The following is a 22,497-nucleotide window of genomic DNA, read 5'->3' on the forward strand; positions in this document are numbered from 1 at the left end:
TTATTTGCAAAGGTTTTTCGAGGCTACCGACTTGGCTTTCTGCGTTGCCGCTTGCCGTGTCGATGGAGGCGCATTATAGGGATCTGGATCACGCTTGCAAGCGACAATTCGCATTAAATTCGAAGAAATCGTTCAACCGCTCAACAATCAATCAAGAAGTCGCTTAATCCAGCAATTTCCTCGACCGTAGTCAACGCCATCTATCTTCAATCATGCAGGACAAGAGTTGGATCAACAGCAGGATGAAATGGCTGCCACCATCGCCATATCCATGGTGATCGCGCTCACGCCTTCGGGTAACATAGCGCCCCTTTGCGATTCACACACTCTTGGGCTTTGGAGAGTTTAATGCCTTTTGCACTTGGCCAGCGTTGGATTAGTGATACAGAGACGGATCTGGGTTTGGGGACTGTCGTTGCTGTTGAAGGACGCATGGTTACCCTGTTGTTTCCGGCTACCGGTGAAAACCGCATGTATGCCAAAGAAGAGGCGCCGGTCACCCGGGTCAGCTTCAATGTGGGCGATCAGATAGCCAGTCACGAAGACTGGACCATGATGGTCGATGAAGTGCAGGAGAAAGATGGCCTGCTTATATATGTAGGTGTTCGCACCGACAATGATGAGCCGGTTGCCCTCAAGGAAGTGTTTCTCAACAACTTCATCAAGTTCAACAAGCCGCAGGACCGCCTGTTCGCCGGCCAGATCGACCGGATGTCCCGCTTTACCCTGCGCTACGAAGCGCTGGTCAACCAGCACAAACGTCGTCGCAATCCGACCCGCGGTCTGGCCGGTGGCCGGGTCAGCCTGATCCCGCACCAACTCTATATCGCCCATGAAGTAGGCCACCGTTATGCACCGCGCGTACTGCTGGCCGACGAAGTGGGGCTCGGCAAGACCATTGAAGCGGGCATGATCATTCATCAGCAACTGCTCTCCGGCCGCGCCCATCGCGTGTTGATCCTGCTGCCCGAAACACTCCAGCACCAGTGGCTGGTCGAAATGCTGCGCCGCTTCAACCTGCACTTCTCCCTGTTTGACGAGGAGCGCTGCATCGAGGCCTTTGCCGATGCGGAAAATCCCTTCGAAACCGAGCAGCTGGTGATCTGCAGCCTCGATTTCCTGCGCAAGAAACGCCGCCGCTTCGAGCAGTTGCTGGAAGCCGAATGGGATCTGCTGGTCGTCGACGAGGCACACCACCTGGAGTGGAGCGAGGAGGCGCCAAGCCGTGCCTATGAGATGGTGGAAGCGCTGGCCGAACAGGTGCCGGGTGTGCTGTTGCTGACCGCGACCCCTGACCAGCTGGGCCACCAGAGCCACTTTGCCCGTCTGCGCCTGCTCGACCCCGAGCGTTTCTACGACTACGAGGCCTTCCTCGCCGAGGAGCAGGCTTATGGTCAAGTCGCCAGTGCCGCCCAGGAGTTGCTGGATGGCGAGGCCCTGAGCGAAGCGGCCAAACAGACCCTGGCAGGCCAGCTGGATGGTCTGGATCTCACTGATGCGGCCGCCCGTCAGCAGGCAGTTGCCAAGCTGCTGGATCAGCACGGCACAGGTCGCGTGCTGTTTCGCAACAGCCGCGCCAACATTCAGGGCTTCCCCGAGCGTCATCTCAACGTCTACCCCATGCCGTTGCCGGAGCAGTACAAGACCGCCATCAAGGTGATGGGCATGATGGGTGGCAACGGCGGCGATCTGCAGACCCGTGCCCTGCGCTACCTCTATCCCGAGAAGATCTTCCAGCAGTTTGAAGGCGACAACGCCAGCTGGACCCAGTTTGACCCGCGCGTCGACTGGCTGCTTGAGTTGCTGATCTCTGCCCGTCAGCAGAAGATACTGGTGATCTGCTCCGAAGCGGCCACCGCCATTGCGCTGGAAGAGGCCGTGCGTACTCGCGAGGGGATCCGCGCCGCCGTCTTCCACGAAGGGATGTCCATCCTGGAACGGGACAAGGCCTCCGCCTATTTCGCTCAAGCTGAGGGGGGCGCCCAGGTGCTGCTCTGCTCCGAGATCGGCTCCGAGGGTCGCAACTTCCAGTTTGCCAGCCATCTGGTGCTGTTCGACCTGCCCCTCAACCCGGATCTGCTGGAGCAGCGAATCGGCCGTCTCGATCGCATCGGCCAGCAGAACACCGTCGAGATCCACGTTCCCTATCTGGAGGGCACTTCCCAGCGCGCCCTGCAACTCTGGTATCACGATGGCCTCGATGCGTTCGAGCAGACCTGCCCGACCGCCCGCCCGGTGTTTGAAGCGGTGCGTGACGAGCTGTTCGAGCTGCTGGCCGCCAACACTGGTGAGCAGACAACCCTCGAAGCACTACTGACCCGCACCCGCGAGTTGCACGAGCCCCTCAAGGCCAAACTGGAACAGGGCCGCGATCGTCTGCTGGAGATCCACTCCAGCGGTGGCGAAGCCGCCCAGCAGCTGGTCGAGAAGCTGGCCGCCGAAGATGACGACACCGGCATGATCTCCTTCGCCCTCAAGATGTTCGACGAGATCGGCGTCAATCAGGATGATCGCGGCGAGAACGCGCTGGTGCTGATGCCGGGCGATCACATGCTGGTGCCGAGCTTCCCGGGCCTGCCGCAAGACGGCATGACCATCACCTTTGATCGCACCACCGCCCTGTCGCGGGACGACATATCGTTCCTCTCCTGGGATCACCCCATGATGCGCGGCGGTATCGACCTGATCCTGGGTTCAGAGATCGGTGCCACCTCGGTGGCTCTGCTCAAGAACAAGGCGTTGCCGGTCGGTTCCATCCTGCTGGAGCTGATTTTCGTTGCCGAGTCTGCAACCCATCCCCAGCTCTACCGCTTCATGCCGCCTACCCCGATTCGGCTGCTGATGGACAAGAACGGCAACAACCTGGGTGAGAAGGTGGCGTTCGATGCCTTCAACCGCCAGCTGACGCCGGTCAACCGCCACCTGGGCAGCAAGCTGGTCACCGCTTCCCAGCCAGTGATCCACGGTCTGATTGGCCAGGGTCAGGCGATTGCCGAAGGACTGAAGGCGAATATTGTCGACCAGGCCCGTTCTCAGATGGCGCAAACTCTGCAGCAGGATCTCGATCGTCTGGAGGCGCTCAAGGCGGTCAACCCGAACGTGCGCGACAGCGAACTGGATTATCTGCGCAATCTGCAGGCAGAATTGCACCACCTGATCGACCAGACCCAACTCAAGCTGGATGCCATCCGCTTTATCGTGGTTACTCATAACTGATGAAACGGTGAAAGCATCGTCTGGTTGATAACGACCAGACCCAACGCGAGTTGGATGCCATGCACTTTTTATCGTGGTTACCCATAACTGATAAAACTGTGAAAGCATCGTCTGGTTGATAACGACCAGACCCAACGCGAGTTGGCTGCCATGCACTTTTATCGTGGTAATCCATAACTGATGGGGGCTTGCCCCCGCTTTGACCAAAGATGCGAGACGCTATGTTTGTATACTCACCGCCCCTGGAACCCTGGCTCGATATCCTGTTCAAGGACAAGGACATCATGGTGGTCAACAAGCCCACTGGCCTGCTGAGCGTCCCCGGGCGCGGCCCCGAGAATGAAGACAGCGTGCTCCATCGGGTGAAGCAACAGCACCCTAAGGCGGCGGCCGCCCATCGTCTCGACATGGCGACCACAGGCGTGCTGGTGATCCCCCTCAATCCCAACTCTCACCGGGAGCTGAGCCGGCAATTCCGCGAGCGGGAAACCGAGAAGCACTATCTGGCCTGGGTGTGGGGCGAGCCGGAACTGGATGCGGGTGAAGTGGATCTGCCGCTCTGTGTCGACTGGCCCAACCGCCCGAAGCAGAAGGTGGACTTTGAGGAGGGGCGTCACGCCCTGACCTTGTGGCAGAAGCTGAAGGTGGAAAATGGCAACAGCTTGATCAAGCTGACCCCTATTACCGGTCGCTCCCATCAGCTACGGGTTCATATGCTGGAGCTGGGGCACCCCATCCTCGGCGACAACCTCTACGCCAATCCGGAGGCACTGGCGGCGGCGCCTCATCTTTACCTACACGCGGCCAGCCTGACCATCAGCCACCCCCGCAGCGGCGAACGGATGACCTTCGATGCTCCGGCCCCCTTCCCTACCTGAACTAACGCAGGGATAATAATGTGTCTAGCCCTGAAATAGGTTCGCATTTTTAGCACTGAGAACCCCTGATGCACCACATCGGGGGCTCTGTATTTCAATGCCTGATGTGGTCACTTCAGGTCATGTACCATTTCCCCCGCTTGTGCCTGGTTCCGAGGGCTTTGTAACAGCAACTCTCCTTGCAAAATCTCGGTCGCCCGTTCCGCCTATGTATCCTGATTTCAACCATAGCCATCCGTCATCGAGTACTGGACCTATGCCACTCATGCACCGACGGATACAAGCGCGAGCAATATCCCCCCAAGTCCGAGTGGTAGCCTACTTTCTTACATGAACAGGTATTCATCACCAAACTAAGGTTTAAAGGTTCGCTCTTGTCCGGCAGACAGATAATATCAGCCCCCGAATTAGCTCAGACACCACCGGCAAAATCTAGTCAGGCCCGATAACAAACTTGTGCCTGTTTCTATGTCAGCTTACCTTTTTCAATCTACTCGACCTAAGCCAGTTTAAAACTCAGTAATCAGTCACACTGTATTTGCTCCATGTCTTATTCCATCGAGGTCTCGGTATAACCGAAAGCAAGGTGTAAATCATATTCAGGACGGGAAACAACGCTAATAAAAAAGCGGCAGATTGCTCTGCCGCTTTTTGCCTGGGGTCGACCGGATTACTTGTCGATATCCAGCATGTTGTTGTTGAGCATGTAGTCGATCACCTGAGACGAGGTGGCCGCGGCACTGCCGGTGAGGCTGTCGAACGTGTGGTTCATCAGCACTATCTCCTGGGTCACGGGGGCGGCGCTGCTCTCCTTGACCTGCAGATGCACTCCTTCACTGTCCTGGAAGACAGAGAGCAGGCTCTTCAGATCGTTCTGGTTGCGAGAACCATCGTGATCCAGCAGGTCGCTCAGATCCAGCTTGTCACCTTCCGCCTTGGAGAAGTCGACCACGTAGTCCTTGGCCACGCTGCCCGCAGCAGTATCGCCCTGCAGCCAGGTGAAGGTATCGGCGCCGCCATCCCCCTTGAGGATGTCATTGCCAAGCCCGCCAACCAGGATGTCATTGCCCAGACCACCGCTCAGGGTATCGTCGCCGCTACCGCCAAACAGGGTATCGTTGCCGCTGCCACCGTACAGGGTATCGTTGCCGCTCTCGCCATACAGGGTGTCGTTGCCGGCACCACCGAACAGGATGTCGTTGCCGGCCCCGCCGAACAGGAAGTCATCGCCACCCTGACCAAACAGGATGTCGTTGCCATCGCCACCGATCAGCACGTCCGCCTTGTCGTTGCTGGAGGACTGATCAAACTCGCTGGCATGGTCCGTGATGTAGTCATGGACCTGGGCATCGGTCACCGAGCCTGCGCTCAGCTTGCCGGCCACATACTGCTTGATGGCCGCGTAGCCTTCACCGTTGATACCGGCAAAGTGGATCGCATCACCGAACAGGATGTCGTCACCGGCACCGCCGTCGATCCGGTCGCTGCCCGGCAGGTTGTTCACCGAGGTACCCAGAATGGCGTTGGCCAGGTCGTTGGCGTTGACACCGGTCATGATGACGCCGTCAGAGTCGTAGGACTTGAGATCGTTGTAGGAGATGTTGGCTCCCAGTCCGATCGCTTCTACCGTAACCCCCATTCCTGTCAGCAAGGCAAAGCCGGCAACGGAGTTCGTAATCGTAGTATTGGTGGTATTACGGCCATCACCGTCCAATGTCGAGTAGGTATAACCACCCAGACCATCGGGACGCATATAGCCAATCTTGGTTGACGCGCCTTTGGTATCGACCTTATACACGGCCCCCTGAGCATCGATAATGGTATATCCGCTGCTCTTGTAAACTTGACCTGGCACATAGCCATTCTGCAGCAGCTGATTGAGATAGACATCACGAGAATCATTCGGATAGTCATCGATCAGCGGATTGCTACCCTCACTACTGAGATAGTAAGTCGGCTTACCATCGGTAATGAAGTAGGTCAGGTTCTTGGCATTGGTGTTACCTTGAGTGGTTGAGCTGTTGAACCAGTTGGCCGTGGTCTTGAACACATCTTCGTAGTTGGTACCACCGCCACTGTTGGTGCTGCCATCCATGCTGTCGAGAATGGCTTGCAGCTGGCTCAGGGCATTGCTGTCCTTCAGGTTCACGCTGACCGATTTGTTGGCCATGGTGTCGAAGTCCACTAGGAAGATGTTGACCATCCCGGCCCCATCGGTCCCGGCGCTCGCCTTGAGGCTGGAGAACACCTGTGCCAGCTGACTCTTGATGGTGTTCATGGCACTGGTGCCGATACTGCCCGAGCTGTCGACCATGAAGGCGATGTTGTAGTTCTGGCCCGGCAGCACCACGCTGCCATCCAGATCCCCGACCACGATATTGTGCTCGCTGCCGTAGATACGGTTTTGATCCCCCGGCTCCCCTTCGGTGGATTGGAAGTAGCTCAGACGAATGCTGTCACTGTCGGTCGCGGTACTGGTCTGATCGGTACCCACCTCCTTGGCGGTAGCATCCACCTGGAGATCCACCAGACCGGCGCTGCCGCCCGGCACTCGCAGAGTCAGTCCGGTCAGCTTCACATCCAGCGCACTCGTATTCCACAGACCGCTGCTGGCGGTGAGAATGAGCTGGCCATCAACTCCGACGGTGCCCAGCAACTGACTACCGCTGTAGAGTTCAGCTCCCTTCGGAATCCCGCTCAGTACTAAGCTATCGAGCACTTCGCTGCCATCCCGGTCGGTCAGGGAGGCACTCACCTCCAGCGGGTAATCAACAACCACTGGCTGTACCAGGGTCAGCTCACCCGTGCTCTGGTTGAGCTGGTAGATACCGTCGGCAAACTGGACATACTCCACGTCGTGCAGTGCCTTGGTGATGCCGGCGCCCTTCTCCGTGACGGAGAAGTCGAACCAGCGATCATTGACCGAATATCCGCTGCCCTTCTTGATGGCGTAGTCGGCACGGTTGCCAGTCAGCACCGCGATATCAGTACCGGCACCACCATAGAGGCCGTCGCTGCCGAGGCCCGATACCAGCACATCATTGCCGTCTCCCCCGTCGAGGGTATCACCCGTCACAGAATTGCCACCGACCAGCACGTCATTGCCTAGGCCACCGACAAAGTGGTCACCGCCGCCCTTCACACTGACGATATAGTCGTTGACCTTGGTGCCATCAACCCGCTCCTGACCACTGCTACTGTCTGTCAGCCAATTGGTGATGCCAAAAGCCATCTTGTTGAAATTACCTGACTGGAACTGATCCGTGGTGACGCTCGCGCTCGGGAAGCTCAGGTTGTAAGACGGTATGCCATTCCCCGTTAGGGTGACATTGACCGTGGGTCTATCTGCTACCGCATCAATATCGATCACCAGCTTGCCGCTGTTGCTGAGGTTGGCACCGTCGCTGATCTGATAATCGAAGCTGGCGTAGTCCCCCTTCATGTTACCGATGACGACACCGCCGCCATCGCTGGCACTTGAGCTCGACTCGTTCACCCCAGGCACGAAGCGCAGATGGCCAGCACTCACATCGGCATAAGAGATGAGGGCACCACTCGACACGGCAACCCACTGGCCTGCAGCATTGAGGTACTCTAGCTTGCCACTGAGAGGCAGAGTGCCGATCTTCACACTGAGATCGCTCGTAACCTGATCATCGCTGGCACCGAACTGGGCCCAGGTCAGCACCTGGGGCTTGTCTTCCTGCCCGGCACTATGGCCCCCGGCCGCCGTCGGCGCACGATCGTTGTCGATGATGGTACCGATGCCGTTCTGACCGCCCACAGTCACCGTCAGGGTCTCATTCGCTTCGACCAGACGATCGTCCACCGTCGGGATGGTCACGGTAAAGCCCGACACCCCGGCCGGCACGGTGATCTTGCCGGTGGCGCTGTTGTAGGTCACCCCGTTGCTGAACTGGGCAGTACCCCAGTCAAGGCTGGAAGCCGGGTTGGTACCGCTGCCCTTGATGCCGAAGTCATACTGGGTCGCTTCCTGGGTCGCATCCGACAGCGTCACCGTGTGCAGCAGGTTGCCACCCTCGGTCGCGCTCTCGCTGGAGACCGACTGCACGATGGGCGTAAACAGCGGTTTGGTTGCGAAAGAGCCCAGGCTGTAGTCGCCGTCGCCATCCACCACCTTGACCTGGAAGTCGATGTCGCCATCGCCCAGCGGCTTGGACATGTTCTGATACTGGAAGAACTCCCACTTGCCGGTGGCCGGGGTAAATTCCAGACGGAACACCAGGGTGCCATCGCTGGCCGTGCCGATCAGGGTATTGGCCGATTCCATCGAGGTGGTGATCAGTTTGCCGGTCGCCGTGGTCAGCCCGGTCTCGGTAGAACCGACCAGCTGCATGTAGCCCTTGCCGTCAGCGCCCCACTGCGGGGTAACCGTGCCGGAACCGTAGGCGATGGCCGGTGCCGTGGTCGCCCCGAGGAACTCGATGCTCTTCACGGTGAAGTCGCTGTTGTCGGCGTAGAGGCCGTTACCATTGTTGGTGGCCTTGATGACCATGGTATCGAAGCCACCCTGCTGCACCTGGAAGTTACCGGCATAGTCGCCACCCGCCGCGTTGGAGCTGAAGGTCTGGGTACCGATCAGCACGCCACCGCGGTAGAACTCGACCACCCCGCTCTCCAGCTCGCCACCGAACATCTGGCTGAACTTGATGTTGGCGCCATAGGCCACCTTGCCCGCATCCAGCTTGATGATCAGCTGCTCGGATGCCGAAGTGCCGTCTGCGAAGTGGCGGAAGTCCACCTCGTTGGCGAGGTTGTGGTTCGGTGAACCAACGCTGGAAACCCCCAGGCCGGCGCTGGAACCGTTGACATTGGCCGTCGTCAGGGCCGAGTTGGTCGACGAGGTAAAGCCCAGCGCCGTGATGCTGAAGCCGCTCACGTTCAGGGTCGTCTGGTTGCTGCCACTGTATTTGGTCAGATCAAACAGGCCGGTCAGGGTATCCGGGATGTTGGTCTTGATGACGGAGACGGCCGCCATGTCGCCAGCCACCGGTGAGTCGTCCTCGACCGAAATGGGCAGGCTGCCGGTGGTGGTGGTCTTGCCATCCGATACGGTCACACCGATCTGGAAGTTGAGTACGTCTTCACTGCCCTTGACCGGGTGATCCAGCGGGGCCTTGAGCGTCACGTCATAGCTCCAGTCTCCCTTGCCGTTGCCGGCAGGTGCGGTCAGCTTCACATCCATGACCGCCTTGTAATCGGCGCCGCCCGGAGTGCCGGTATAACCGGTCAACACCTTGGTAGCGGCATTCCAGCTCCACTGCACCGCGGCACCGCCAGCCGTCAGGCCAGCCGGCCCGTTCAGGCTGATGGTGAGGGTATCCTGGCTGTCGACGTCGCCGACCGTGATCTTGCCGCTGGCGGCCACGCTGTCGGTAGTATCGCTGCTGCCCGCCGTATCGGCAATGCCGCCGGCAAGCCCCTCTTCAGAGACCACAACCCCCTTGTCGATATTCAGGGTCGGTGCGTCGTTGGTGCCGGTGATGGTGACGGTGACGGTGTGCTCGGTGCCGTCCACGGACTTGACCACAAAGGTCTCGACCTTGGTCTCGCCCTCGCCCAGGTACTCCACCTTGCTGTTGTCGACGTTGTAGGTCCAGACACCGCCTTCGGTGATGGTCAGGCTGCCCAGCGGGGCACCCTCGGTCGGGTGCGCCACCGCCGCCACGTCGGTGCGGAAGGTGTTGTCGGCATCCTTACCGTCCACGTCCACGGCCGTCAGGGTACCGCTGTCACTCAGGACGATGTTGCCATTGCCCTCGGTCACTGCGCCCTCGGCATCGCCGCTGATGATCGCCTGGTCGTTGGTGCCGGTGATGGTGATGGTGACGGTGTGCTCGGTGCCGTCCACGGACTTGACCACAAAGGTCTCGACCTTGGTCTCGCCCTCGCCCAGGTACTCCACCTTGCTGTTGTCGACGTTGTAGGTCCAGACACCGCCTTCGGTGATGGTCAGGCTGCCCAGCGGGGCACCCTCGGTCGGGTGCGCCACCGCCGCCACGTCGGTGCGGAAGGTGTTGTCGGCATCCTTACCGTCCACGTCCACGGCCGTCAGGGTACCGCTGTCACTCAGGACGATGTTGCCATTGCCCTCGGTCACTGCGCCCTCGGCATCGCCGCTGATGATCGCCTGGTCGTTGGTGCCGGTGATGGTGACGGTGACGGTGTGCTCGGTGCCGTCCACGGACTTGACCACAAAGGTCTCGACCTTGGTCTCGCCCTCGCCCAGGTACTCCACCTTGCTGTTGTCGACGTTATAGGTCCAGACACCGCCTTCGGTGATGGTCAGGCTGCCCAGCGGGGCACCCTCGGTCGGGTGCGCCACCGCCGCCACGTCGGTGCGGAAGGTGTTGTCGGCATCCTTACCGTCCACGTCCACGGCCGTCAGGGTACCGCTGTCACTCAGGACGATGTTGCCATTGCCCTCGGTCACTGCGCCCTCGGCATCGCCGCTGATGATCGCCTGGTCGTTGGTGCCGGTGATGGTGACGGTGACGGTGTGCTCGGTGCCGTCCACGGACTTGACCACAAAGGTCTCGACCTTGGTCTCGCCCTCGCCCAGGTACTCCACCTTGCTGTTGTCGACGTTATAGGTCCAGACACCGCCTTCGGTGATGGTCAGGCTGCCCAGCGGGGCACCCTCGGTCGGGTGCGCCACCGCCGCCACGTCGGTGCGGAAGGTGTTGTCGGCATCCTTACCGTCCACGTCCACGGCCGTCAGGGTACCGCTGTCACTCAGGACGATGTTGCCATTGCCCTCGGTCACTGCGCCCTCGGCATCGCCGCTGATGATCGCCTGGTCGTTGGTGCCGGTGATGGTGACGGTGACGGTGTGCTCGGTGCCGTCCACGGACTTGACCACAAAGGTCTCGACCTTGGTCTCGCCCTCGCCCAGGTACTCCACCTTGCTGTTGTCGACGTTATAGGTCCAGACACCGCCTTCGGTGATGGTCAGGCTGCCCAGCGGGGCACCCTCGGTCGGGTGCGCCACCGCCGCCACGTCGGTGCGGAAGGTGTTGTCGGCATCCTTACCGTCCACGTCCACGGCCGTCAGGGTACCGCTGTCACTCAGGACGATGTTGCCATTGCCCTCGGTCACTGCGCCCTCGGCATCGCCGCTGATGATCGCCTGGTCGTTGGTGCCGGTGATGGTGACGGTGACGGTGTGCTCGGTGCCGTCCACGGACTTGACCACAAAGGTCTCGACCTTGGTCTCGCCCTCGCCCAGGTACTCCACCTTGCTGTTGTCGACGTTATAGGTCCAGACACCGCCTTCGGTGATGGTCAGGCTGCCCAGCGGGGCACCCTCGGTCGGGTGCGCCACCGCCGCCACGTCGGTGCGGAAGGTGTTGTCGGCATCCTTACCGTCCACGTCCACGGCCGTCAGGGTACCGCTGTCACTCAGGACGATGTTGCCATTGCCCTCGGTCACTGCGCCCTCGGCATCGCCGCTGATGATCGCCTGGTCGTTGGTGCCGGTGATGGTGACGGTGACGGTGTGCTCGGTGCCGTCCACGGACTTGACCACAAAGGTCTCGACCTTGGTCTCGCCCTCGCCCAGGTACTCCACCTTGCTGTTGTCGACGTTATAGGTCCAGACACCGCCTTCGGTGATGGTCAGGCTGCCCAGCGGGGCACCCTCGGTCGGGTGCGCCACCGCCGCCACGTCGGTGCGGAAGGTGTTGTCGGCATCCTTACCGTCCACGTCCACGGCCGTCAGGGTACCGCTGTCACTCAGGACGATGTTGCCATTGCCCTCGGTCACTGCGCCCTCGGCATCGCCGCTGATGATCGCCTGGTCGTTGGTGCCGGTGATGGTGACGGTGACGGTGTGCTCGGTGCCGTCCACGGACTTGACCACAAAGGTCTCGACCTTGGTCTCGCCCTCGCCCAGGTACTCCACCTTGCTGTTGTCGACGTTATAGGTCCAGACACCGCCTTCGGTGATGGTCAGGCTGCCCAGCGGGGCACCCTCGGTCGGGTGCGCCACCGCCGCCACGTCGGTGCGGAAGGTGTTGTCGGCATCCTTACCGTCCACGTCCACGGCCGTCAGGGTACCGCTGTCACTCAGGACGATGTTGCCATTGCCCTCGGTCACTGCGCCCTCGGCATCGCCGCTGATGATCGCCTGGTCGTTGGTGCCGGTGATGGTGACGGTGACGGTGTGCTCGGTGCCGTCCACGGACTTGACCACAAAGGTCTCGACCTTGGTCTCGCCCTCGCCCAGGTACTCCACCTTGCTGTTGTCGACGTTATAGGTCCAGACACCGCCTTCGGTGATGGTCAGGCTGCCCAGCGGGGCACCCTCGGTCGGGTGCGCCACCGCCGCCACGTCGGTGCGGAAGGTGTTGTCGGCATCCTTACCGTCCACGTCCACGGCCGTCAGGGTACCGCTGTCACTCAGGACGATGTTGCCATTGCCCTCGGTCACTGCGCCCTCGGCATCGCCGCTGATGATCGCCTGGTCGTTGGTGCCGGTGATGGTGACGGTGACGGTGTGCTCGGTGCCGTCCACGGACTTGACCACAAAGGTTTCGACCTTGGTCTCGCCCTCGCCCAGGTACTCCACCTTGCTGTTGTCGACGTTATAGGTCCAGACACCGCCTTCGGTGATGGTCAGGCTGCCCAGCGGGGCACCCTCGGTCGGGTGCGCCACCGCCGCCACGTCGGTGCGGAAGGTGTTGTCGGCATCCTTACCGTCCACGTCCACGGCCGTCAGGGTACCGCTGTCACTCAGGACGATGTTGCCATTGCCCTCGGTCACTGCGCCCTCGGCATCGCCGCTGATGATCGCCTGGTCGTTGGTGCCGGTGATGGTGACGGTGACGGTGTGCTCGGTGCCGTCCACGGACTTGACCACAAAGGTCTCGACCTTGGTCTCGCCCTCGCCCAGGTACTCCACCTTGCTGTTGTCGACGTTATAGGTCCAGACACCGCCTTCGGTGATGGTCAGGCTGCCCAGCGGGGCACCCTCGGTCGGGTGCGCCACCGCCGCCACGTCGGTGCGGAAGGTGTTGTCGGCATCCTTACCGTCCACGTCCACGGCCGTCAGGGTACCGCTGTCACTCAGGACGATGTTGCCATTGCCCTCGGTCACTGCGCCCTCGGCATCGCCGCTGATGATCGCCTGGTCGTTGGTGCCGGTGATGGTGACGGTGACGGTGTGCTCGGTGCCGTCCACGGACTTGACCACAAAGGTTTCGACCTTGGTCTCGCCCTCGCCCAGGTACTCCACCTTGCTGTTGTCGACGTTATAGGTCCAGACACCGCCTTCGGTGATGGTCAGGCTGCCCAGCGGGGCACCCTCGGTCGGGTGCGCCACCGCCGCCACGTCGGTGCGGAAGGTGTTGTCGGCATCCTTACCGTCCACGTCCACGGCCGTCAGGGTACCGCTGTCACTCAGGACGATGTTGCCATTGCCCTCGGTCACTGCGCCCTCGGCATCGCCGCTGATGATCGCCTGGTCGTTGGTGCCGGTGATGGTGACGGTGACGGTGTGCTCGGTGCCGTCCACGGACTTGACCACAAAGGTCTCGACCTTGGTCTCGCCCTCGCCCAGGTACTCCACCTTGCTGTTGTCGACGTTATAGGTCCAGACACCGCCTTCGGTGATGGTCAGGCTGCCCAGCGGGGCACCCTCGGTCGGGTGCGCCACCGCCGCCACGTCGGTGCGGAAGGTGTTGTCGGCATCCTTACCGTCCACGTCCACGGCCGTCAGGGTACCGCTGTCACTCAGGACGATGTTGCCATTGCCCTCGGTCACTGCGCCCTCGGCATCGCCGCTGATGATCGCCTGGTCGTTGGTGCCGGTGATGGTGACGGTGACGGTGTGCTCGGTGCCGTCCACGGACTTGACCACAAAGGTCTCGACCTTGGTCTCGCCCTCGCCCAGGTACTCCACCTTGCTGTTGTCGACGTTATAGGTCCAGACACCGCCTTCGGTGATGGTCAGGCTGCCCAGCGGGGCACCCTCGGTCGGGTGCGCCACCGCCGCCACGTCGGTGCGGAAGGTGTTGTCGGCATCCTTACCGTCCACGTCCACGGCCGTCAGGGTACCGCTGTCACTCAGGACGATGTTGCCATTGCCCTCGGTCACTGCGCCCTCGGCATCGCCGCTGATGATCGCCTGGTCGTTGGTGCCGGTGATGGTGACGGTGACGGTGTGCTCGGTGCCGTCCACGGACTTGACCACAAAGGTCTCGACCTTGGTCTCGCCCTCGCCCAGGTACTCCACCTTGCTGTTGTCGACGTTATAGGTCCAGACACCGCCTTCGGTGATGGTCAGGCTGCCCAGCGGGGCACCCTCGGTCGGGTGCGCCACCGCCGCCACGTCGGTGCGGAAGGTGTTGTCGGCATCCTTACCGTCCACGTCCACGGCCGTCAGGGTACCGCTGTCACTCAGGACGATGTTGCCATTGCCCTCGGTCACTGCGCCCTCGGCATCGCCGCTGATGATCGCCTGGTCGTTGGTGCCGGTGATGGTGACGGTGACGGTGTGCTCGGTGCCGTCCACGGACTTGACCACAAAGGTCTCGACCTTGGTCTCGCCCTCGCCCAGGTACTCCACCTTGCTGTTGTCGACGTTATAGGTCCAGACACCGCCTTCGGTGATGGTCAGGCTGCCCAGCGGGGCACCCTCGGTCGGGTGCGCCACCGCCGCCACGTCGGTGCGGAAGGTGTTGTCGGCATCCTTACCGTCCACGTCCACGGCCGTCAGGGTACCGCTGTCACTCAGGACGATGTTGCCATTGCCCTCGGTCACTGCGCCCTCGGCATCGCCGCTGATGATCGCCTGGTCGTTGGTGCCGGTGATGGTGACGGTGACGGTGTGCTCGGTGCCGTCCACGGACTTGACCACAAAGGTCTCGACCTTGGTCTCGCCCTCGCCCAGGTACTCCACCTTGCTGTTGTCGACGTTATAGGTCCAGACACCGCCTTCGGTGATGGTCAGGCTGCCCAGCGGGGCACCCTCGGTCGGGTGCGCCACCGCCGCCACGTCGGTGCGGAAGGTGTTGTCGGCATCCTTACCGTCCACGTCCACGGCCGTCAGGGTACCGCTGTCACTCAGGACGATGTTGCCATTGCCCTCGGTCACTGCGCCCTCGGCATCGCCGCTGATGATCGCCTGGTCGTTGGTGCCGGTGATGGTGACGGTGACGGTGTGCTCGGTGCCGTCCACGGACTTGACCACAAAGGTCTCGACCTTGGTCTCGCCCTCGCCCAGGTACTCCACCTTGCTGTTGTCGACGTTATAGGTCCAGACACCGCCTTCGGTGATGGTCAGGCTGCCCAGCGGGGCACCCTCGGTCGGGTGCGCCACCGCCGCCACGTCGGTGCGGAAGGTGTTGTCGGCATCCTTACCGTCCACGTCCACGGCCGTCAGGGTACCGCTGTCACTCAGGACGATGTTGCCATTGCCCTCGGTCACTGCGCCCTCGGCATCGCCGCTGATGATCGCCTGGTCGTTGGTGCCGGTGATGGTGACGGTGACGGTGTGCTCGGTGCCGTCCACGGACTTGACCACAAAGGTCTCGACCTTGGTCTCGCCCTCGCCCAGGTACTCCACCTTGCTGTTGTCGACGTTATAGGTCCAGACACCGCCTTCGGTGATGGTCAGGCTGCCCAGCGGGGCACCCTCGGTCGGGTGCGCCACCGCCGCCACGTCGGTGCGGAAGGTGTTGTCGGCATCCTTACCGTCCACGTCCACGGCCGTCAGGGTACCGCTGTCACTCAGGACGATGTTGCCATTGCCCTCGGTCACTGCGCCCTCGGCATCGCCGCTGATGATCGCCTGGTCGTTGGTGCCGGTGATGGTGACGGTGACGGTGTGCTCGGTGCCGTCCACGGACTTGACCACAAAGGTCTCGACCTTGGTCTCGCCCTCGCCCAGGTACTCCACCTTGCTGTTGTCGACGTTATAGGTCCAGACACCGCCTTCGGTGATGGTCAGGCTGCCCAGCGGGGCACCCTCGGTCGGGTGCGCCACCGCCGCCACGTCGGTGCGGAAGGTGTTGTCGGCATCCTTACCGTCCACGTCCACGGCCGTCAGGGTACCGCTGTCACTCAGGACGATGTTGCCATTGCCCTCGGTCACTGCGCCCTCGGCATCGCCGCTGATGATCGCCTGGTCGTTGGTGCCGGTGATGGTGACGGTGACGGTGTGCTCGGTGCCGTCCACGGACTTGACCACAAAGGTCTCGACCTTGGTCTCGCCCTCGCCCAGGTACTCCACCTTGCTGTTGTCGACGTTATAGGTCCAGACACCGCCTTCGGTGATGGTCAGGCTGCCCAGCGGGGCACCCTCGGTCGGGTGCGCCACCGCCGCCACGTCGGTGCGGAAGGTGTTGTCGGCATCCTTACCGTCCACGTCCACGGCCGTCAGGGTACCGCTGTCACTCAGGACGATGTTGCCATTGCCCTCGGTCACTGCGCCCTCGGCATCGCCGCTGATGATCGCCTGGTCGTTGGTGCCGGTGATGGTGACGGTGACGGTGTGCTCGGTGCCGTCCACGGACTTGACCACAAAGGTTTCGACCTTGGTCTCGCCCTCGCCCAGGTACTCCACCTTGCTGTTGTCGACGTTATAGGTCCAGACACCGCCTTCGGTGATGGTCAGGCTGCCCAGCGGGGCACCCTCGGTCGGGTGCGCCACCGCCGCCACGTCGGTGCGGAAGGTGTTGTCGGCATCCTTACCGTCCACGTCCACGGCCGTCAGGGTACCGCTGTCACTCAGGACGATGTTGCCATTGCCCTCGGTCACTGCGCCCTCGGCATCGCCGCTGATGATCGCCTGGTCGTTGGTGCCGGTGATGGTGACGGTGACGGTGTGCTCGGTGCCGTCCACGGACTTGACCACAAAGGTTTCGACCTTGGTCTCGCCCTCGCCCAGGTACTCCACCTTGCTGTTGTCGACGTTATAGGTCCAGACACCGCCTTCGGTGATGGTCAGGCTGCCCAGCGGGGCACCCTCGGTCGGGTGCGCCACCGCCGCCACGTCGGTGCGGAAGGTGTTGTCGGCATCCTTACCGTCCACGTCCACGGCCGTCAGGGTACCGCTGTCACTCAGGACGATGTTGCCATTGCCCTCGGTCACTGCGCCCTCGGCATCGCCGCTGATGATCGCCTGGTCGTTGGTGCCGGTGATGGTGACGGTGACGGTGTGCTCGGTGCCGTCCACGGACTTGACCACAAAGGTCTCGACCTTGGTCTCGCCCTCGCCCAGGTACTCCACCTTGCTGTTGTCGACGTTATAGGTCCAGACACCGCCTTCGGTGATGGTCAGGCTGCCCAGCGGGGCACCCTCGGTCGGGTGCGCCACCGCCGCCACGTCGGTGCGGAAGGTGTTGTCGGCATCCTTACCGTCCACGTCCACGGCCGTCAGGGTACCGCTGTCACTCAGGACGATGTTGCCATTGCCCTCGGTCACTGTGCCCTCGGCATCGCCGCTGATGATCGCCTGGTCGTTGGTGCCGGTGATGGTGACGGTGACGGTGTGCTCGGTGCCGTCCACGGACTTGACCACAAAGGTCTCGACCTTGGTCTCGCCCTCGCCCAGGTACTCCACCTTGCTGTTGTCGACGTTATAGGTCCAGACACCGCCTTCGGTGATGGTCAGGCTACCCAGTGCACCCGCGCTCGGGGTGCCGTTGCCGGCCACAAACTTGGCCTCATCGGCGCCGTCCACGTCGGTCACGGTCAGGGTACCGCTCTCGGTCAGGGTCGGGTTGGTCTCATCTTCGGTCACGCCACCGATGTCGGTACCGGTGATCACCGCGGCATCGTTGACGCCGGTGATGGTGACGGTGACGGTGTGGGTGGTGCCATCGACAGACTCGACCACAAAGGTCTCGACCTTGGTCTCGCCCTCGCCCAGGTACTGCACCTTGCTGTTGTCGACGTTGTAGGTCCAGGTGCCGCCTTCGGTGATGGAGAGGCTGCCCAGTGCACCAGTACTGGCCACGCCGTTGCCTGCCACAAACTTGGCTTCATCCGCCCCGTCCACGTCGGACACGGTCAGGGTACCGGTCTCGGTCAGGGTCGGGTTGCTTTCGTCTTCGGTCACGCCACCGGTGTCAGTACCGGAGATCACTGCGGCATCGTTGACCGGCGTAACAGTCCCGGTCACGCCGCCTGTGGCGCTGTTCAGGCCATCGGTAACTGTGTATTCAAATGCGATGTTGCCGTTGAAATCCGGAGCCGGTGTAAAGATCAACTGGCCATTGTTCAGGGTGACGGAGCCGTTGCTGATCGCAACCGTGCCGCCTTCGGCAATGGCCTGGCCGTTGATGGCGGTGATGGTGAGAGGATCACCATCCGCATCCGTGTCGTTGCCAAGCACATTGATGGTGACGGTGCCATCTTCTGCCACGGTGAACTGGTCGTCGCCCGGCTGGGGGGCGGCATTCACCACGCTGTTGTCGGTTCCCTTGGGCGAGGTGTTGCCCACCGGGTCGGTCAGGGTGGCATCCACCGTGATGGGGCCGTTGACCGGCAGATCCGTGGTGGGGATGGTCAGGGTGACCTGGGTGCGGCCGATATCGTCGGTCGTCAGAATTCTGCTGGAGTCGGGTACGCCATCACCATTCCAGTCCACATCGAGACGATCGCCGGCCTTGGCATCGCCCGGCAGCCGGATGATGACATCCACCCCGTTCTCGCGCTCATTGGCGGAGATGACATTGTCCGCCCCGTCCTGGATGTCCACTTGCGGTGCCGAGGGAGCGGTACTATCCACACTGCCGTCGTCGGTCGCGGTGCCGGTGTTGCCGGCCGGGTCGGTGACGCTCGCCGTGACGGTGTAGGAACCATCCGGCAGCGGCGTGGTGACATCCACGCTGAAAGTGCCATCCGGATTGACGGTGGTGATCAGGGTTTGCTGGTTGCCATTGGCATCGGTCACCAGCAGGGTCACGGTACTGCCGGCGGCGGCATCCGTGGTACCCGTGATGGTCGGGGTAGTGTCGTTGGTATTGTCAGGCGCAGAGACAGTGATCACCGGCGGCACCAGATCGATCAGGCGGTTCTCTTCACCCGGCAGTGCATCCGCAGTCACGCCGGCATCGGTTTGATAGGTAGTATCAAAACCCGCCGCCGCTATGGTGGCATCGCCGGTACGGTCGATGGTGACGAAGCCACCATTGCCGCTGGCGCCGGCTACGCCGCCAATACCGCCACCGGCGGCAGGAGCCCCACCGGCAGCAGAGGCTTCAAACGCCTTGGTCGGGTCGGCGCCACCCAGAATGGCTTGCTGCAGGGCAGCAATGTCATTGGGATTGTCGCTCGGCACGTTCTGGGCAAGCAGCGGCTCTTGAGACGTTTCATCCTCAGCCTGCTGCTCGTTGGTCGGGCTCAGGGTGAAAGTCTGGTTGCCACCTTTGAAGCTGGCGCCCTCAGGAGTGATCAACACGGCATTCTTGGGCAGGATATCGCCTTCGGCGAGCGGTTGCTGGCTGCCATCTGCGGCGACCAGGTAAACCTTGCCTTTCAACTGGGTAACGACAACGTCCTGATCCAATGCAATTTCGTGGTTGCTCATGTTCTCTCCTGAATCTCTATTGGCATGCAATATTCCACCGTCTAATGTGCCCGTGAACGGCACCAGAAACCAGTTAGAAAATTCGAATGGATAGACTGATTCGAGGCCGGAACGGTCGGTTAAACAGAAGGGTCAATAGCGGTGGGAATAAAAAATAAAATCAAGATGATCAATGTGTTGCAAAAATATGAAGGGAGCACCTCCAGTGCTCCCATTCGGGGTCATATTCAGCTGCCGGCCCACAGCAGGATGGCTAGCAACTGGGGCGAGATGATCCGCAGAAACATCACCAGCGGATAGACGGTCGCGTACGAGAGCGCGCTGGCACCACTGGTGGGATGCATGCCGTTGGCAAACGCCAGGGCGGGAGGATCCGTCATGGAGCCGGCCAGCAGACCGCACAGGGTGAGGTAGTTCATCTTGCCGTACAGACGGGCCAGCACCCCGACCACCAGCAGCGGGATCAAGGTGATCGCCACCCCGTACATCATCCAGGCCGGGCCGTCACCGTTGATCAGGGTATCGATGAAGCCGGCGCCAGACTTGAAGCCCACCACCGCCAGAAACAGCACTATGCCGATCTCCCGCAGCGCCAGGTTGGCACTGGGGGGCATGAACCAGTAGAGCTTGCCGATGCTGCCGATGCGCGACAGGATCAGCGCCACCACCAGGGGCCCGCCCGCCAGGCCCAGCTTGAGCGCGGCCGGGAAGCCCGGCAGGTAGAAGGGGATGGAGCCGAGCAACACGCCGAGACCGATGCCGATAAACACCGGCAGCATCTGCACCTGCTGCAGTTTCTGCTGCACGTTGCCCACCACATTGGTGACCGCCTCGATGGCGTCGAGTCGCCCTACCAGGTTGAGAATGTCACCGAACTGCAGGCTGGTCTGGCTGGTCGGCACCAGCTCGATGCCGGCCCGGTTGAGGCGCGAGATCACCACGTCGTACTTCTGCTTGATGTCGAGATCGCGGATCTTCTTGCCGAGCACCTGCTCGTTGGTCACCACCACCCGCTCGACCCGCAAGTCGGTGCCGCGGGTGGAGAGCGAGGTCTCCACCTCCTCCCCCAGCACCAGCAGTACCTTGCGCAGGGCGTGTCGCTCACCCACCAGATGCAGCAGGTCGCCCAGCTCGATGCGCGATTCAGGCTTGGGCACCATCAGCTCCTCGCCGCGCTTGAGGCGCGAACAGATGACATCGGCTTCGTCGAGACTCGGGATCTCGTTCAGCATCAGACCGTGGATGTTGGGGTTGCGCACCGCGATGTTGATGGTCTGCAGACTCTCCTTGGTCTTGCCGGCCTGTTGTTCAAACTGGGAGGCTTCTTCGTCGATCTTGATGCGAAAGAACATGCGGATCAGCCACATGGTCAACAAGATGCCGCAGATGCCAAACGGATAGGCGACCGCATAGCCCATCCCCATCAGGCCGGTGGAGCCGGGGGCGGCCCCCAGCTCAGCCAGGATCTGCTGACCGGCACCGAGGGAAGGGGTGTTGGTCACGGCGCCGGAGAAGACCCCCAGGATCACCGGCAGCGGCACGTCAAACAGCTGATGCAGGGCTGCCGCCACGGCGCAGCCGAGCAGTACCAGCAGGGCGGCAAACCCGTTGAGCTTGAGGCCGGAGCTGCGCAGGGAGGAGAAGAAGCCGGGACCGACCTGAATGCCTATGGTGTAGACAAACAGGATCAGGCCGAACTCCTGAATGAAGTGCAGGGTCTGCTCATCCAGCGCCAGCCCCGAGAGGCCGGCGAAGTGGCCCACTATGATGCCGCCGAACAGCACCCCTCCGATCCCGAGACCAACGCCATAGACTCGCCAGTTCCCCAGCCAGAGCCCCAGCACTGCCACCAGCGACAACATGCTGATGGAAAGCGCGATATCACTCATTTCGTGCATCCTTTGCGAATTGAACTGTCCCTAGCTTGTCAGCAAACGCCGCGGTCAACTGTGTGATACCGCACGAATTTATCCTTTTGCGCGGCAAAAAATACCAATTAAGGGCTAGTTATGCGACGTAACCATAAATGGCCATAAAGTGACAAACACTGCCCCCCAGCACGAACAGATGCCAGATGGCATGGTTGTAGGGGATACGTTTGGCCACATAGAAGATCACCCCCAGGCTGTAGATGAGACCACCCAGCCCGAGCAGCAGCAAGCCTTCCCCCTCCAGATGGATATAAAGCTGATAGACCACCAGCAGCGACAGCCAGCCCAGCATCAGGTAGGTAAACAGCGACAGCTTCTTGAAGCGGTTGATGAACAGCAGCTTGAACACCACCCCTGCCAGCGCCAGCCCCCAGATCACCACCATCAGCCCCTGTGCCAGCGGCGTGTCGAGCGCCACCAGCAGAAAAGGGGTATAGGTACCGGCGATCAGCAGATAGATGGCACAGTGATCAAACACCTTGCACCAGCGCCTGGCCGGCCCCTCCGCCATGCTGTGATAGAGGGTCGAGGCCAGATAGAGCAGCACCAGGCTGCCACCATAGAGGCTATAACTGATCAGTGCCTGGGTGCCCTGCGCCCAGCCCTTGTTCAACAACAACACCAACCCCAGGATCCCCAGCACCAGCCCCAGCCCGTGGCTGAGGCGGTTGGCCAGCTCCTCGCGGGGCGAATAATCCGTCACACTGCTCATTGCATACTCCTGCCCAAACTGCGCTCACTCTAGCTGCCGTCATTTCAGAGTACAAGTGTTAGCTTAAAGATGAGCCGTCCCCATTTGCGATGTTTCCCCACCGCGCACATGGCTGTCAGCCGTTAACCTTTGGTGTATGCTCTGCGGCCGATGCCCACTTAGCTGTTGCCGCCCCTTGTTCACCCCCGACTCCCCGGCAACCCG

The 22,497-nt window shown here is 61.5% G+C and carries 5 protein-coding genes; 2 read left to right on the forward strand and 3 right to left on the reverse strand.

Annotated elements, in window-relative coordinates:
* Positions 1-348 precede the first annotated feature (348 nt).
* Together rapA and rluA are read left to right on the forward strand one after the other, a co-directional pair.
* Complete coding sequence (gene rapA / locus CK627_RS21890) at positions 349-3,216, forward strand: RNA polymerase-associated protein RapA (protein WP_095593378.1); 2,868 nt, start codon at positions 349-351, stop codon at positions 3,214-3,216.
* A gap of 221 nt (positions 3,217-3,437) precedes the next feature.
* Positions 3,438-4,094, forward strand: coding sequence for a bifunctional tRNA pseudouridine(32) synthase/23S rRNA pseudouridine(746) synthase RluA (gene rluA, locus CK627_RS21895; protein WP_095593379.1), 657 nt, complete (start codon positions 3,438-3,440; stop codon positions 4,092-4,094).
* 670 nt (positions 4,095-4,764) lie between these two features.
* Here the strand turns inward: rluA and CK627_RS23130 are convergent.
* The 3 genes from CK627_RS23130 to trhA form a co-directional block, all read right to left on the reverse strand.
* Positions 4,765-19,650 carry a retention module-containing protein gene (locus CK627_RS23130; protein ID WP_095593380.1) on the reverse strand — a complete coding sequence of 4,962 codons (14,886 nt, stop codon included), beginning with the start codon at positions 19,648-19,650 and terminating at the stop codon, positions 4,765-4,767.
* Positions 19,651-19,877: 227 nt separating this feature from the next.
* On the reverse strand, positions 19,878-21,539 hold the full coding sequence (locus CK627_RS21905; RefSeq protein ID WP_095593381.1) for a putative transporter: 1,662 nt from the start codon (positions 21,537-21,539) through the stop codon (positions 19,878-19,880).
* Between the two features lie 118 nt (positions 21,540-21,657).
* Positions 21,658-22,293 (reverse strand): PAQR family membrane homeostasis protein TrhA, encoded by a 636-nt coding sequence (trhA, locus tag CK627_RS21910; protein ID WP_010636289.1) that lies wholly within the window; start codon positions 22,291-22,293, stop codon positions 21,658-21,660.
* Between the last annotated feature and the right edge of the window lie 204 nt (positions 22,294-22,497).

It is taken from the genome of Aeromonas dhakensis (genome assembly GCF_002285935.1).
Lineage (GTDB): Bacteria > Pseudomonadota > Gammaproteobacteria > Enterobacterales > Aeromonadaceae > Aeromonas > Aeromonas dhakensis.